Raw genomic sequence first — 15775 nt, forward strand, 5'->3', positions numbered from 1 at the left:
TACTCCGTACTGCGTACGTCAAAGTCCATCCGGATCCCCTTCCAGGCCATCTTCTTCGCGGTAGCGCTGCAATTTGTAGCGCAAGGTGCGTTCGCTGATGCCCAGCTTCTCGGCCGCGAGCTTTTTGACATTGCCCACCGCCGCCAGTGTTTCCAGAATATGACGTTTTTCCAGGGTTTTCATGTCGGATTCCGCCGGCATGAATGTCTGGGTCATGGTTTCTGTTCGGGTAACCTGTGCCAGACTGGAAACGCCGTCCAGCATCAAATCGGCGGCAAGAATTGCCGGCCCGGCGGCAAGAATCACCGCTCGCTGCATGACGTTTTCCAATTCGCGGATGTTACCTTCCCAACTATAGGCCGTCAATTGACGCTCCGCCTCTTCCGACAAGGAAAGCGCAGGTCTTGCAGCGGCCTCAGCGTACTTCTTAAGCACATGCCGTGCCAAGGGGAGAATATCTTCCCTGCGCTCAGCCAGCGATGGCAACCGCAAGGGGAAAACATTCAAGCGGAAGTACAGGTCCTCACGAAACCTGCCTGCTTCCACTTCGGTCTGGACATCCCGATTGGAAGTCGCCAGCACGCGGATATCCAGCTTGATCGTACGCGTACCACCCACGCGCTCCACCTCGCGTTCCTGCAACACACGCAACAACTTTGCCTGCAAGGGCATGGGCATTTCAGTGACTTCATCCAGCAAGATGGTGCCGCCCTGCGCCTGCTCGAACTTGCCCGGCAAGGCCTGCGCGGCGCCGGTGAAAGCGCCTTTTTCATGGCCGAACAAGGTGGACTCCAGCAGATTATCCGGAATCGCCGCACAGTTGACGGCAACAAATGGCCCGTCGGCGCGCCGCGAGTGCTGGTGGATATATCGCGCCAGCACTTCCTTGCCCGCCCCGCTGGGTCCGATCACCAGCACGCTGGCATCGCTTTGCGCCACCCTGCCCGCCAGCGCAAGCAAGTGACGCATTGCGGCGGACTCCGCCACCACTTCGCCTTTGTCGCTCTCCGGCACGCGCAGGATGTGCTTCTCCACTTCGGCAATCAGACTGCCTGGCTCGAAAGGCTTCAGTAGATAGTGAGTGGCGCCGGCGCGCAACAACTCGATGGCGCGCTCGATGATGCCGTAGGCGGTCATCAGGATGAAAGGCACACCCGGATAGCGGATTTTGACTTCCTCGAATAGCGTATAGCCATCCATCGGCGCCATTTGCGCATCCGAGATGATCAGCCCTACCGGGGCTTTTTTCAGCTGCTGCAGCGCGGCAGAGCCATCGCCGGCTTCAACGGTGGGGTAACCGGCCAGCGACAGCGTGTCGACAATGGCCTCTCGCAAATCGGCGTCGTCTTCAACAACCAGAACAGGTAACTTCATGGCGGATGTCATACTGTGGGCTGGCGCTGCTGCGCCAAGGTGATCAAACGAGGGGCAATGCCGGTCAAGGGCAAAACCTCATGCGCGGCACCCAAGGCAATGGCTTCCTTGGGCATCCCGAACACCACGCAACTGGCTTCATCCTGGGCGATGTTGTAAGCGCCGGCCTCTTTCAATTCCAGCATGCCGTAAGCGCCGTCCCGCCCCATGCCGGTGAGGATGACGCCGATACAGTTGCGCCCGGCAAGATTAGCCGCTGACCGGAACAGCACATCGACGGAAGGTTTGTGGCGATTGACCGGCTGACCGCCGTTCAGGCTGACGGCATAGCCTGTCGACGGCAGGCCCTTGAGCAGCAGATGGGAATGCCCAGGCGCGATGTACACTGTCCCGGGCAGCAATTTCTCATTGTCCTCCGCCTCTTTCACAGTCAGTTGGCACAGCGAATCCAGCCGGGCCGCAAATGATTTGGTGAACAGCTCCGGCATATGCTGCGCCACCAGAATAGGCGGCATGGTGCGAGGCAGCGCCGTTAGCAAGGTGCGCAGCGCCTCCGTGCCCCCGGTGGAAGAGCCCACCACAATCACGGTCTGACGAATAAGCGGCGTGCGCCCTTGCTGCTTTGGCAAAATGACGTCCGCACTGAGACTGGGCAGCACATTCATGGGCGGCAACGGCGGGCGGGGTGTCTGTCCCATTTTCTTCCTTGCATGGGTTCCGGGCGATTTCCGGCAAGCTTAACAGGTCGCGACCGCCTTCGGCCAACCTCTCTGCCGGAATTCAGGCCAAGCGGTCTTTGATGCTGGCAATCCAACCGTCGCAAGCCAGCTCGATCAGGTCCAGCACACGATCGAAACCCGCCACCCCGCCGTAGTAAGGATCGGGCACCTCCAGCCTGGAAGGATCCTTGAGCGGAGACAGGATGTAATCCAGCTTGTGCGACTGGTTTTCCGGACAGATGCCTCTCAATTGCGCCATATTGTCGCGATCCGCCGCCAACAACAGATCAAACCGGGAAAAGTCCGCCGCCACCACCTGTCGCGCGCGCAAGGCCGACAGGTCGTACCCTCGCGCCCGGGCTGCTGCGCAGCTGCGCGGATCAGGCGCCTCGCCCACGTGGTAGGCATGCGTGCCGGCAGAATCCACCTCTACCCGATCACACAGACCAGCCGCCTGCAACTGGCTTCGCATGACCGCCTCGGCCGTGGGCGAACGGCAAATATTGCCCATGCACACCATCAGCACAGAGAATTTGTCTTTGTTTTTCATGCTCCCCCTCCGCGCAAGGCGGGTTCAACCCGCCACCCGCCCCGACTGGTCGCTGTCTTTGCCCGCGCACAGAGGCAAGACGCAGACTGTCAGTAGTCCGTTCCCAAGTACAGATAGCCGCTCAGCTTGCCGTTTTTGCCATCGCCAACGCCAATGAAGAACGGCCCCAATATCGTATCGGCCGCCACAAACAAGGACCCCGCCGGTATCCAGGCGCTATTGGCGCCGGTGAAAGGATTGCTCCACACCTTGCCCATTTCGACCGAGCCGCCAGCATACAGGCCACTACCGAGAATGGAGGGCAGAGAGGCCGCTCTCCAGTACACCATCACGCGTCCCAACGCAGCGCGCGATCCCAGCAACTCGCCGTGTTGATAGCCCGTGAGATTAAGGAAGCCACCCAACGATTCCAGTCTGAAATCCTGCACATCCCGACCCAGATTGCCGCTCAACTTACCGGTAGCCCGCACGGTGATATCACCGAACGTATGTGCCCCTTCCAGTACCGCACTGTAATCCGTGCTGCCGGTGTGGCTGCCCATCCAGGGCAGACTGCCAGTGAATTCCGTATTAAGGAAATAACCGGAACGCGGCCAGCGCGGATTGTCGAACTGGTCAATCACCAGTCTCGCGCGCAAACCGCGATAGTTAACCGTCTCGCCACCCGGCAACAACGAAGCATCGCCCATGCTGAGATAACTGTGCACTCGCGCATCGTACAAGCCCAGCCGGAATTCGCCATACCGCCCGAGAATGGTTCCCAAGTCCACATTGGTCATGGTGATTTCATTAGTGACTTCGGCAAACTTGATGTGATTGCTGTAGAGCGGAAACGGGTTTTCCTGATAGCTCAGCGATGCGGCCGCAAAGAAAGGGCTGCCAAAGGAAAACGGCTGATAGAGTTCGGTTTTGTAGAGTTTGTTGTTGCCGATCAGCGCCTCATTGCGCCATGAGGCGCCGGCACGGTTCAGCTGACTCTGCTCGTGGGACAGTAGGAAACCGAAACTGGAATCACCCGGTGTGGTGCTCTGCAGGGTCAACCCCATATGTAGGGTGGAAGACCCAATGCTGCGCTCCACCGGCATTACCGTCATCACGTTGCGCCCGCTTTTCTCATCCACCTCGTAGGCAATGCGGTCGTAATCGCCGCTGGCAAAGATGTCGCGCAAACGTTGTCGCACCTTGCCGATGGACACCGGACCATCCAGATCCTTGACAGCCCCCTGCACGTTGGCCGAAGCCGCCGCGCCAACGCCGTCCGCCACCTTCACCTCATCCACCACCGGGCTCGAGGGCGGCACCAGCCTGGCCTGCCAGGAGGCGTAACGCTCCAGCGATACGGAAAAACGGGCCAGTTCCCTGGACTGCGCCACGGCCGCCGCCTCGCCACGCGCGATAATGGCCTGATTGTCGGCAAAATCGGCAGCGGTGTAACCGTTCAGATCCGGCTTGATCAGCACATCGCCCTTGTGCATCAGACGCATCTGTTCGGCCACATTGCGGCTTACCATCAGGTTGCTGGTTTGAGCCACGACATCGAACAGACTATTGATCTCCTCTTTCTTCAAAGGCGGCGATCCCACGTCCACTACAATCAGGTTCTTGGCGCAGGATCTCACATCCTGGATCGGGAGGTTGCGCGCCAGGCCGCCATCCACCAGCAGGCGATTATCGGTTTCCACCAGATCAAACAGGCCAGGCACGGCCATACTGGCGCGCAAGGCCACCGCCAGCGGGCCCTTGTCGAACACCACCGCGTCGCCGCTGGCCAGATCCGTTGCCAGCGCGCGAAACGGAATCGGCAGCTGATCGTAGGAGTCCAGCTGTCTGTCCCGAGTCAGCCTGCGAATGAACATCTCGATTTCCTGCGAATTGATGGCGCTGCGCGGCACTCGCAGCTGCCCGCCCTGCAGGCCGAAAGTCACGTCGAGATAGTTTTTGTAATCGTTCCGTTTCTTGTCGTAAGGCAACTCCTCGCGCGGCAACCTACCCGACAATAGCTGGCCCCAATCAGCCTCGCGGAAGTCTTTTTGCATTTCATCCAGCGGCAAGCCGTTAGCATACATTCCGCCAATCAGGGCCCCCGCGCTGGTGCCCGCAATGCAGCGGATGGGTACATGCAGGCGCTCCAGTTCCTTGAGTACGCCAAGATGCGCAAACCCCCGCGCGCCGCCGCCGCCAAGCACGACGCCAACCCCTTCGTCATCGGCAAGACCAGCGGCAGCTTGCATGGCGGCCGCATGTACCGGAGAAGCCAGACAAGCTGAAAACAGGGCGTTTATAATGAATTTCAACAATCTTTTCGACGAGGCATGCATTTTCAGTAAAATTCGGTAACTTTCTATTCACGTTACCCACGCTGGTAACGTAAGATATAGTGACATACATCCAACAATGATAAAGCCCAAAGCACGGCACAATGTTTGATTTCAAATCGCTGGTTAGCTCTCTGCTGACGAAAAACTCCGTAGCATCGGGTATTGCCCAGTCGGCAACCATGCTTGTGAGGGATCTGCCGCAGTCGGAATATTTCACCGCCCTGGTTGAAATCATCAAGGCAGTATCCAAGATCAACGCAGACACGGATATTCCGTTGAAAGAGCGCGTCAAGACATTGATTTATGTCGATGACAAGGCTCACAACATCCATGCGCAACTGTGCCAGGATTTCCTGCGCACCGCGCCGGGAAGCAAAAGCTATTTGCCGACCATTCTCGCGTTCTGGCATGAGCTGGCCAACGCCTACCAGATCTGCCTGCGTCTACACCAAAGCGCCCCTGTCAGCGGCATTGAGACCGAACTCCGCCTGATAACCACGCGCGGCCTGCATCACCAGATGCGCCTGATCGCCTGGAACTCTCTCCGTTACCTCAAACCAGAAGAATCCGTCTGGCAGCAGGGCTATCGCTTTTATACGTTTGCCGAAGACTCAGGCGTTGCCCGTACGCCGCTGATGCTTTATCCGGATTCCACGGTGGAAGTAAGCTGTGAACAATTGCTGCTGCAAGGCTGCATGCTTTTCCTGGCACAGACGGACAATATGCTGCACCGTGAAATCGTAGCCGTGGACCAGCTGCTGATGTTGCTCTGTCAGGGTGTGCGCCTTGAAAAGATGCCGCCTGCCATCGAGCCGGTTTTTGTGCTCAACCTGGCCATGCCGGAGCATCCGCAACCAATGCTGCGCGGCATGGCCGGCCGCACCATGCGTTACTGGTCCACCAGCGAAATCACCAGCCGGCTGGCTGACCTGATGTTTGATCTGGATCGCAACATCCCCGCTTCGCTGCGCGCCCTTGATGCGCAGCTTGAGCGCACTGAGTGGTTGGCGCTTTGCGAGAAGCTGGCCATCCGCTGGTCTGACGACGGCGGCAAGTCCTTGCGCAAATCCGAGCGATCGCTGCACAGCTCCACTGCCGGCGTGCATGTCGGCTTTGAACGCGCCGCTTTTGCCATCAAGGTGCAAGAGGTCACACCTACCGACGAAAACGCCGAAGAGTGGAAGGTCAACGACATCAGCAGCTCCGGCATGGGCATGACCTATTTCGGCAAGAATGTTGAACAACTGGCCATTGGTCGGCTCATCCTGATCAAAACCGAAAACCATCCATTGTTGCTCGGCGTAGTTCGTCGCCTGGTGCGGCAGCAAAACGGCACCAAGGTCGGCATCGAAATTCTCGGACAAAGCCCGGTTGGCGTGTCGTTGACGCAACCCGGCGACGGCAACGACAGCCCGAAGACCGCCATTTACATCACCCAGCCCAATTCGCGCAAGGCGCAACGCTGGTTCCTGATGGCCAAAGATCTGGTCGCCCCGGAACGTGAACTGATCCTCACCGCACAGGGCAAGTCCTACATGATCCGTCTGAAAAACCCGCAGCAAGAGTTTGAAGATTGCAGCCACAGCGATTTCGAAACGCTATCCAAAATCGACTGACCCGGACCAGAGGCAATCCAAGCAGCCCCTCGGCCGACGCGCAGCAAACTGAAAATAAAACGCCCGCTTTCGCGGGCGTTTCTTCATGCCTGACGGGCAATCCGGATTACAGCACTTCCAGAATGCCGGCGGCACCCATGCCTGTACCGATACACATGGTCACCATGCCGTAGCCTTTTTCACCCTTGTTGCGCATGCCATGCACCAGGGTTGCAGTACGGATAGCACCGGTTGCGCCCAGCGGGTGGCCCAAGGCAATTGCGCCGCCATGCGGGTTGATCTTGCTGGTATCCAGATCCAGATCGCGAATCACCGCCAGCGCCTGCGCGGCAAAAGCTTCATTCAACTCGATCCACTTGAGGTCGCCCTGAGCGATACCGGCTTGCTGGCAAGCTGCGGGAATGGCTTCTTTCGGACCAATACCCATGATTTCCGGCGGCACACCCTTCACGGAGAAGGTAACGTAACGCGCCAGCGGCACCAGATTGAACTGCTTCAGGATCTTCTCGGACACCAGAATCACAGCGCCAGCGCCATCGGACATTTGCGAAGAGTTGCCGGCGGTTACCGAACCCTTGGCGTCAAACACCGTCTTCAGTTTGGCCAGACCTTCCAGCGTCGTGTCGCGACGCGGACCTTCATCCGTGTCCAGTACGCGCACCTTGCTGATCACTTCACCGGTTTCCAGATTCGGCGTACGGTAGGTCACTTCCAGCGGCGAGATTTCGCTCTTGAAAGCGCCGGACTCGATAGCGGCAAAAGCGCGGCGATGCGACTCAACGGCGAAAGCATCCTGATCTTCGCGGGAAACGCCCCACTGCTGGGCCACTTTTTCAGCCGTCAGACCCATGCCGTAAGCGATGGCATAGTTCTCATCCTTGGCGAAGATTTCCGGATTGAGGGAAACCTTATTGCCCATCATCGGCACCATGGACATGGACTCGGCGCCGGCGGCGATGACGACATCAGCCTCGCCGAGGCGAATGCGGTCGGCGGCCATCTGCACGGCATTGATGCCCGAAGAGCAGTAACGGTTGATGGTGATGCCGCCAACGGTGTTCGGCAAACCCGCCAGCAACACACCGATACGCGCCATGTTCAGGCCCTGCTCAGCCTCAGGAAATGCACAACCGACCACGCAATCGGAAATCAGATTGGGATCGAGAGTGGGCACCTGCGCCAGTGCGCCAGTGATCACATGCGCCAGCATGTCGTCCGGACGCACATTGCGCATCATGCCGCGCGGCGCTTTGCCAACCGGCGTGCGGGTAACCGCAACGATGTAGGCTTCTTGTACTTGCTTGACCATTTTTCAATCTCCTTGCCAGGGCGGGGGCACAGCCCTCGCCGCCCCGTCTTGCATTCTGTCGGGTTAGTTGCGCAGCGGCTTGCCGGTCGTCAGCATATTGACGATGCGATCCTGAGTCTTGGAGTTTTGCAACAAGGTCATGAAGGCCTTGCGTTCCAGATCGAGAATCCACTGCTCATTCACCAGCGTCCCGGCTTCGATATCGCCGCCGGTCATCACGTCTGCGATTTGCGAAGCGATGAAGAAGTCATGCTTGGAGATGAAATTGCCTTCCAGCATATTCACCAACTGGCCCTTGATGGAGGCCGCGCCAGCGCGACCCGCCACCGGGAAGCCCTTAATGCGCAGCGGCGGACGATAGCCCGACTCGGCCAGCGCCAGAGCTTGCTGCTTGGCGACGTACAGTAGTTCGTAAGCATTGAACACGACCGGATCACCCTTGCGGAAGAAGCCGATTTCCTGCGCCTCATGACCGCTGGTGGCCACCTTGGCGGTAGCAATAGCCATGAAGTAATCCTTCAGCGCGGCCAGCACATCGCCGCGAGCCTCCTGAGCGGCGCGCAGCGCAAACTCCTTGCAGCCACCGCCGCCCGGCAGCAGGCCCACGCCCACTTCCACCAAGCCAACGTAAGATTCCAGCGCGGCAACCGTCTTGTCGCAATGCATGGCAAATTCGCAACCACCGCCGAACACGTAGCCTTGCGTAGCGGCAACGGTAGGCACCTGGCTGTAGCGCAGGCGCATGGAGGTATCCTGGAAACGGCGAACCATGGCATCGATGGAGGCCATGTCACCCGCCATGAAAGCCGGCAGCATAGACTGCAGATCAGCCCCCACCGAGAACGGCTCTTCCGTCTGCCAGATCACCAGGCCCTTGAAGCGATCTTCAGCGATATCAATCGCCTTGTTCACGCCATCCAGCACATCAGGACCAATGGCATGCGCCTTGGACTTGAAGGACACCACCAGTACGTCGTCGCCGGTGGTAAAGGCGCGTACGCCTTCATTTTCGAATACGGTTTCACCCAACTGTTGGGCGGCTTCACCCAGCACGCGCGCCGGCGCCAGCTGACGCTGGTACACATCCAGAGTGGAACGGCCTATCAGCGTCTGCTCGGCGGCGCTGTAAGAGCCTTCGGCGAAATGCACGCCTGCGCGATCAGCAGCCAGCGCCCACGCCGGCAATTCGGCGGAGGACAAGGACTTGCCAGACTCGATGTCTTCCTCGATCCACTTGGCGACTTGCTGCCAGCCGGCAGCCTGCCAGGTTTCAAAAGGTCCTACCGACCAGCCGAAGCCCCAGCGAATGGCGAAATCGACGTCACGAGCGCAGTTGGCGATATCGGCAAGGTGATAGCCGATGTAATGGAAAACATCGCGGAAGCAAGCCCAGAGGAACTGTGCCTGCGGATGCTCGCTCTCGCGCAGTTTTTTGAATTTTTCAGCTGGATTGGCGATCTTGAGGATTTCCTTGACGCCGTCGTCGCCCTTCTGACCGCCCCCTACGTATTCGCCCTTGGCCGGGTCGAAGACAAACATCTGCTTGCCTTCTTTTTTGTAAATACCCACCTTGGTCTTGGCGCCCAGTGCGCCGGCTGCGATCAGCTTCTGCAGCCACTCCGGCGACTTGAACAAGCCGTGCCACGGGTCCGCAGGCAGCGTGTCGTCCATGGTTTTGACCACATGGGCGAAGGTGTCGAGGCCTACCACGTCGGCGGTGCGGAAGGTGGCGGATTTCGGACGCCCCAGACGGGGGCCGGTCAGGTCATCAACGATATCAAAGCGAATGCCAAACTTCTCGGCATTGGCGATGGTAGCCAGCATGGAGAAAACGCCAATGCGGTTCGCCACAAAGTTGGGGGTGTCCTTGGCCCGCACTACACCCTTGCCAAGCGTGGTTACCAAGAAACGTTCCAGATTATCCAGAATGCCGGCATCGGAAGTCAGACACGGGATGATTTCCACCAGATGCATGTAGCGCGGCGGATTGAAGAAGTGCACACCGCAGAAACGCGGACGGACGCTATCCGGGCAGCTTTCGGCCAACTTGTTGATCGACAGGCCGGAGGTGTTGGTGGCGAAAATGGTGTGTTCGCCCAGATGGGGCGCCACTTTGTGGTACAAGTCTGCCTTCCAGTCCATGCGCTCGGCAATGGCCTCGATCACCAGATCGCAATCTTTCAGCAGATGCAGGTGATCTTCATAGTTGGCGGGCTGGATGTAATTGACGGCGTCCTTGTTGGACAACGGGGACGGCTTGAGTTTTTTCAGGCCTTCAACGGCTTTCAGTACGATGCCGTTCTTGTCGCCTTCTTTGGCCGGCAGGTCGAACAGCACGGTCGGCACCTTGGCGTTGACCAGATGCGCAGCGATCTGGGCACCCATCACGCCGGCGCCGAGCACGGCCACCTTGCGTACGATGAACTTGGTTTGAGACATGGTTTCCTCGTTATGTTGAAACTCACCAATCATGAGACGGACCCCTCTCGCCCGTCTTGCTTCAGTCCAGCGGCGGCTCTAGGCCGCCGCTGGCTTCACCACGCCTCTTGCCCAGTCAGACCGGATTAGAAGCTGTAGTTGTACTGCAGACCAACAAACTGCAGGTTGGTCTTGTAGCTGCCCACCGTAGTTTCACCATTGCCGGTGCAAGTGGTGGCCAGCGGGTTGCAACCATCGGTGTACTTGATATCGGCGTTCTTGAAGAACACGTAGGAGTACGCAAAATCGATGGAGGACTGCTTGTTCAGCTTGTAGTTGGCGCCAAAGGACAGCCAGTAGCGGTCGCTATCAGGCAGAGCCGGATGACGCAGATTATCGTTATCCACCGGAGACTGGTCGTAAGCCACACCGGTACGCAGTGTCAAGGCATCGTTGTAGTGGTAGTTCATGCCCAGGGACAGCTTGTAGGTATCGCGCCATTTCTGCTTGATAACCAGATCGCCCTCGGTCGTACCATCGAACTTGATGTCGATACTGTCCATGCGGGAGTGACGGGTCCAGGTCAGGTCCGCCATCAGGTCGATCTTGTCGTTGAGCTTGTGGAAAGCGTTGGCCGAAATGGATTCCGGCGTATCCACAGTGACGGAACCATCAGAATTTTTATGACCGGAAGCGGCGCCGACCAGAGCAGCGACGCGCGGATCATAGCTGGAACCGGAGAAGTCCCAGGTAGCACTGCCGGTCAGCTTGTGATGGATATTCGAGCGATACGCCAAGCCGAAGCGGGTGTTTTCATCCAGCTGGAACATATAGCCCAAGTTGAAACCGTAACCCCAACCATCAGCCTCCAGCGAAGCCTTGCCATCTTGCACCGCAGCCAGGGCGTTCTGGATCTGGGTCGGCGTCATGCCCAGCGCGAGCAATTGACGCTGCATGGCGGCCAACTGCTGCTGTGCAGCAACGCTGCCATGAGCAGCTGCGGACTGCAGCAGGCCCAGACCACCCGCCGTATCAACGGCTTTGGACAGTTTGGCTTTCATGTACTGAGCAGAAACACCCACGCCAACCGAGTTCCGCTCATCCAGCTTGAAGGCGACGGAAGGATTGAAGTTCAGCGTTTCCAAGGAGATGCTTTGCAGCGCGTAGCGGCCGGCCCAGGTGGAGTCGTAGTCCAGTTTGGCACCGAACGGTACGAAAATACCCAAGCCCACGGTAACCTTATCGTTTACCTGATGAGTAGCATACAGAGAGGGTGCCACCACGCTGGAGGGCGCGAAACTGCCGCCATTATTGCCGCCAGTGGCAGCGCCGGTGACATGCTTGGAACCCTTGTCGGTGTACTCCGAATCCGGAATCACCACGGTCAGGCCGCCGGAGAAGTTGTTGCCTTGCAGGCGGCTCATACCGGCCGGGTTATAGAAGATGGTGCTGGCGTCATTGGCTTCAGCGCCATTGGCGAAGGCGGTGCCCTGCGCGGAAACGCTCTGGGAACCGAAGTGGTAGCCGGAAGCCATCGCGCCGGTAGCGTACAGGCCGGCGGCGCTCCCCATGATCATCACGGACAAGCTCAGGTGCTTGAGTTTCATGTTATCCCTCTCTGCGTATATCTGTATGTAGTCCTAGTCGCTTTTATATGACCCGTATCGGATACGGTTCATTTTGGATACTACCAGAGAATTAGAGCTTGTCCACTAAAATCCGAGCACTTGTTCCAAACGGTTGTTTCACACTTCATTTTCGCAACAACCATCTGAAATTCTTCAATTTTCGCCTAAAATACGCGATCTTCCATCATCATCAATAGCCACAAAAGTGGCAATGACTTCCGTGATGAAAACCACCTCTCCCGCCAGTCTTTCCGCCTCGACAACGATCTTCAGCGTCACGGATTTCTGGCCCACTCGCAGTCTTTCCACATACAAATTGACCACGTCGCCCAGCAGGATCGGTGCGGCAAACTGAAACGCATTGACCGCCACGGTGGTTACCTGTCCGCGCGACAATCGCTCCGCATCCAGGCTTCCAGCCAGATCGATCTGCCCCATCAACCAGCCGGCCTGCACGCGACCATAAGCATTGGTCGCCGTAGGCAAGGCCCGCACTCGCAAGGTGGGCATTCTGTGTTCACCAGCATTCATGTGCGCACTCCTCTCGAACATGCGTTCAGACAAAAAGCCTCATCACAAGCCGCTTGTCTGAACGCCGGATGCCTGAACGGCACCCGGACATTCATCGCATTGATCTTAGAAGATCAAGCGTTCCAGCAGACCCTCATCATGCTTTTCCAGCTTCATGTCGAAGTCGTCCACCATGATCACATCGCGCTTCAGCTTGCGGGCGCGGGTGACTGCGTCAAATTCCGCCTGGGTAATCAAGCCCTTGGACAGCGCTTCGGCCAACCTGTCGCGCGCGGTGATGGCAGCGAACTGACCATCTCGCGCCAGTTTGCGCAGCTTCTGCTCCACGCCTTCGGTGGCCAAAATCGCATCCAGCGCGTGCCCCAGCACGCCAACCGCATCGCGCTCGTCTTGCGGCACATACATGCCGCGCGTCAAGCGGTCACGCATGCCGCCCGGCTCCATCATGGCGCGCGCTACCTTAGTGCCGATGCGGTCGGACGCCGGCTTCAGCGTCAAACCCCACGGGAAGATCACTTTGCGCAGCACCCAAGCCAGGCCGCGGCTGGGCAGGTTGGCCAAGAAACCATCCATGGCGTGCTGCAGGTGATAGAGGGCATCTTCCACCGCCCAGCGCATCACAGCCACATCCTCCTTGGGTGCGCCGTCACGCTCGAAACGCTTGAGGCTGGCCGAGGCGATGTAAAGGTTGGACAACATGTCGCCCAGACGGGCAGACAGTTTTTCGCGGAACTTCAACGAGCCCCCCAGGCTGAACATCGCCATATCGGACAGCAAGGCGAAAGCACTGGAGAAACGGGTCAGCTGCTTGTAATAGCGAGCGGTCTCGCCACCACGCGGGGCGCCGGCAAAGGCTGCACCGGTCAAACCCAGCCACAGGGCGCGGAATACATTGCTGACGACGAAGTTGATGTGACCGGTGATGGCCTGATCGAACTCAGCACCATCATTGGCCATGGCGGCCTTCATTTCGCGCAGCACGAAAGGATGACAACGGATGGCGCCCTGACCATAGATGATCATGGAGCGCGTCAGGATATTGGCGCCTTCAACCGTAATACCGATCGGGATGGACTGATAAGCGCGCGCCAGATAATTGCGCGGGCCAAGCACCACGGCCTTGCCGCCGTGAATGTCCATGGCGTCATTGATGGTTTTACGCATGCGCTCGGTGTTGTGATACTTCAGCACGGCAGACAGCACCGACGGTTTTTCGCCCATGTCCAAACCGGTCAATGCCAGATCCTGCGAGGCTTCCATCTGGTAGGTGTAACCACCGATGCGCGCCATGGCCTCGTCCACACCCTCGAACTTGCCGATAGGCAGACCGAACTGGTCGCGAATGCGCGCATAAGCGCCAGTAGTCCAGGTGGTCACCTTGCCGCAGGCCACGGACATGGCCGGCAGCGAAATACAACGCCCCACAGACAAGCATTCTACGAGCATGCGCCAGCCCTGGCCGGCATACTCGCGACCACCGATGATCCATTCGAGCGGAATGAAGACTTCCGAGCCCCAGGTCGGGCCGTTCATGAAAGCGGAGCCGCCCGGGAAGTGGCGACGACCAATGGCGACGCCTTCGTGCTCGGTCGGTACCAGCGCACAAGTGATCCCGATGTCTTCCTTGTCGCCCAGCAGGCGATCCGGGTCGTACATCTTGAAGGCCAGACCGAGAATGGTGGCTACAGGCGCCAGCGTGATCCAGCGCTTTTCCCAGCTTACGCGCACACCCAGCACGTTTTCATGGTGTTGGCCGGTGCGCGGGTCGGTATAGGAACCGCGGCACACCACGCCGAAGTCAGGGATGCTGCCAGCGTCTGAGCCGGCGTACGGGCTGGTCAACGCAAAACACGGCACTTCCAAGCCTTTGGCCAGGCGCGGCAGATAGTAGTCTTTTTGCGCTTCCGTGCCGTAGTGCTGCAGCAACTCGCCCGGACCGAGCGAGTTCGGCACCATCACGGAGACCGCAGCGGAGCCGCCGCGGGTGGCGATCTTGGTGACCACCTTGGCGTGCGCGTAGTTGGAGAACTCCAGACCGCCGTACTTCTTTTTGACGATCATGCCAAGGAAGCCGTTGTCCTTGATGAACTGCCACACTTCCGGCGGCAGGTCTTTCAGTTCGTGCGTGATCTTCCAGTCGTCGATCATCGAGCAAAGCTGCTCGGTGGGACCATCCAGGAAAGCCTGCTCTTCAGCCGACAGCTTGGGGTCGGGGAAGGACAGCAGGCGATTCCAGTCAGGCTTGCCGGAAAACAGATCGCGATCCCACCAGACAGTGCCGGCATTGATGGCTTCCTGCTCTGTTTGCGACATGGCGGGCGTAATGCGTTTGAAAATGGTGAAGACCGGACCGGTGAAAACCCCGCGGCGCAGAACAGGCACATTCAACACCAGCGCCAGCGCCGCGAACACCGCCCATACCGCCACGGGAACGACGCAACCCAGACCAAACTGCAGGCCGGCAAGCCATGCAGCCAGAACGACAGTCCATGCCAGCACCGGCGCGCGGTGGTAAGCCAGCGCGCCGACGAGCACGATCAGAAGAACAGCAGCTATCATTGTGATTTACCCTCGTGTTGACCCTGCTTAGCTTTCGATAGGCGAGAGCAACCCGGCAACCACAAACGGCACGAGGTGTTTCACAATCATGTCCGGGTCCCGGGCCGAAACGATCTGGCTGCGCATGAAAATCTTCAGCACGTCGTTGCCGGCAAAGGCGTTGAACATGACACTGAACGCGAAGTGCATCCTCCAGGCCAACTCTTCCGCTTCCAGTTCTGGCAAAGCCCGGTGAAAAGCGGTGGTGTAGCGCTGCACAAACACGCTGTACTGCTGGGAGATGGTTTCGCGCAGCAGCCGGTGGTTTTCCACCAGTGTGCGCGAGAGAAGTCTGACAAACAGGGCCCCGCCCCTCGCAGGATCCTTGGACAAGGCCAGACATGGACGAATGAACGTCATGACCAGCCCCTCCACCGACAGCTTCTCCTCTTTTGCCTCCAGCTCGTCCAGTTCACTCAGACAGGAACCGATCAACGGCGCCAGTCTTCTCATGAACACGGCCTCGAACAGCGCATCCTTGGAACCGAAGTGATAATTCACCGCGGCCAGGTTGACTTCAGCCTGCTGGGTAATCATGCGCAGAGACGTGGCCTCAAAGCCGTGCTCCACGAACAATCGCTCGGAAACGTCCAAAATGCGGGTGGCGGTATCCGGGCGGCTTGCCTCCATGATCTCCTGTGCCTTTTTTGTATTTGCAGAGTGTTTTGCCTTGTCCATCTCAGCTTTCGAACAAGCGTTTCAAACTTACGTTTT

The 15775-nt window shown here is 58.6% G+C and carries 11 protein-coding genes; 1 reads left to right on the forward strand and 10 read right to left on the reverse strand.

Translation table 11 applies throughout. The features are described from left to right. Positions 1-18 precede the first annotated feature (18 nt). From Q0P52_RS07460 to Q0P52_RS07475, 4 genes are all read right to left on the reverse strand, one after another. Positions 19-1374 (reverse strand): sigma-54 dependent transcriptional regulator, encoded by a 1356-nt coding sequence (locus Q0P52_RS07460; protein ID WP_293761901.1) that lies wholly within the window; start codon positions 1372-1374, stop codon positions 19-21. A gap of 8 nt (positions 1375-1382) precedes the next feature. Continuing rightward, complete coding sequence (locus tag Q0P52_RS07465) at positions 1383-2072, reverse strand: chemotaxis protein CheB (RefSeq protein ID WP_293761903.1); 690 nt, start codon at positions 2070-2072, stop codon at positions 1383-1385. Positions 2073-2154: 82 nt separating this feature from the next. Next, the gene (locus tag Q0P52_RS07470; RefSeq protein ID WP_293761906.1) at positions 2155-2643 is read right to left on the reverse strand and encodes a low molecular weight protein-tyrosine-phosphatase; all 489 of its coding nucleotides are present in this window, start codon (positions 2641-2643) and stop codon (positions 2155-2157) included. 89 nt (positions 2644-2732) lie between these two features. After that, on the reverse strand, positions 2733-4874 hold the full coding sequence (locus Q0P52_RS07475; RefSeq protein ID WP_293761908.1) for a patatin-like phospholipase family protein: 2142 nt from the start codon (positions 4872-4874) through the stop codon (positions 2733-2735). Positions 4875-5062: 188 nt separating this feature from the next. Between Q0P52_RS07475 and Q0P52_RS07480 the strand changes: the two genes are divergently transcribed. Next, a complete protein-coding gene (locus Q0P52_RS07480; RefSeq protein ID WP_293813693.1) occupies positions 5063-6577 on the forward strand; it encodes a PilZ domain-containing protein in 1515 nt (504 codons plus the stop codon). Positions 6578-6683: 106 nt separating this feature from the next. Here the strand turns inward: Q0P52_RS07480 and Q0P52_RS07485 are convergent, their stop codons facing one another. From Q0P52_RS07485 to Q0P52_RS07510, 6 genes are all read right to left on the reverse strand, one after another. Then, positions 6684-7886: an acetyl-CoA C-acyltransferase gene (locus Q0P52_RS07485; RefSeq protein ID WP_293761910.1), complete on the reverse strand. Its 1203-nt coding sequence runs from the start codon at positions 7884-7886 to the stop codon at positions 6684-6686. 63 nt (positions 7887-7949) lie between these two features. Continuing rightward, positions 7950-10325 carry a 3-hydroxyacyl-CoA dehydrogenase/enoyl-CoA hydratase family protein gene (locus tag Q0P52_RS07490; protein WP_293761912.1) on the reverse strand — a complete coding sequence of 792 codons (2376 nt, stop codon included), beginning with the start codon at positions 10323-10325 and terminating at the stop codon, positions 7950-7952. A gap of 125 nt (positions 10326-10450) precedes the next feature. Further along, positions 10451-11911: an OmpP1/FadL family transporter gene (locus tag Q0P52_RS07495; RefSeq protein WP_293761914.1), complete on the reverse strand. Its 1461-nt coding sequence runs from the start codon at positions 11909-11911 to the stop codon at positions 10451-10453. Positions 11912-12085: 174 nt separating this feature from the next. Next, on the reverse strand, positions 12086-12463 hold the full coding sequence (locus Q0P52_RS07500; protein ID WP_293761916.1) for an acyl-CoA thioesterase: 378 nt from the start codon (positions 12461-12463) through the stop codon (positions 12086-12088). 105 nt (positions 12464-12568) lie between these two features. Beyond that, on the reverse strand, positions 12569-15022 hold the full coding sequence (locus tag Q0P52_RS07505; protein WP_293761918.1) for an acyl-CoA dehydrogenase: 2454 nt from the start codon (positions 15020-15022) through the stop codon (positions 12569-12571). Between the two features lie 27 nt (positions 15023-15049). Beyond that, positions 15050-15691 carry a TetR/AcrR family transcriptional regulator gene (locus tag Q0P52_RS07510; protein ID WP_293762139.1) on the reverse strand — a complete coding sequence of 214 codons (642 nt, stop codon included), beginning with the start codon at positions 15689-15691 and terminating at the stop codon, positions 15050-15052. Between the last annotated feature and the right edge of the window lie 84 nt (positions 15692-15775).

The organism is uncultured Aquitalea sp., assembly GCF_945957525.1.
GTDB lineage: Bacteria > Pseudomonadota > Gammaproteobacteria > Burkholderiales > Chromobacteriaceae > Aquitalea.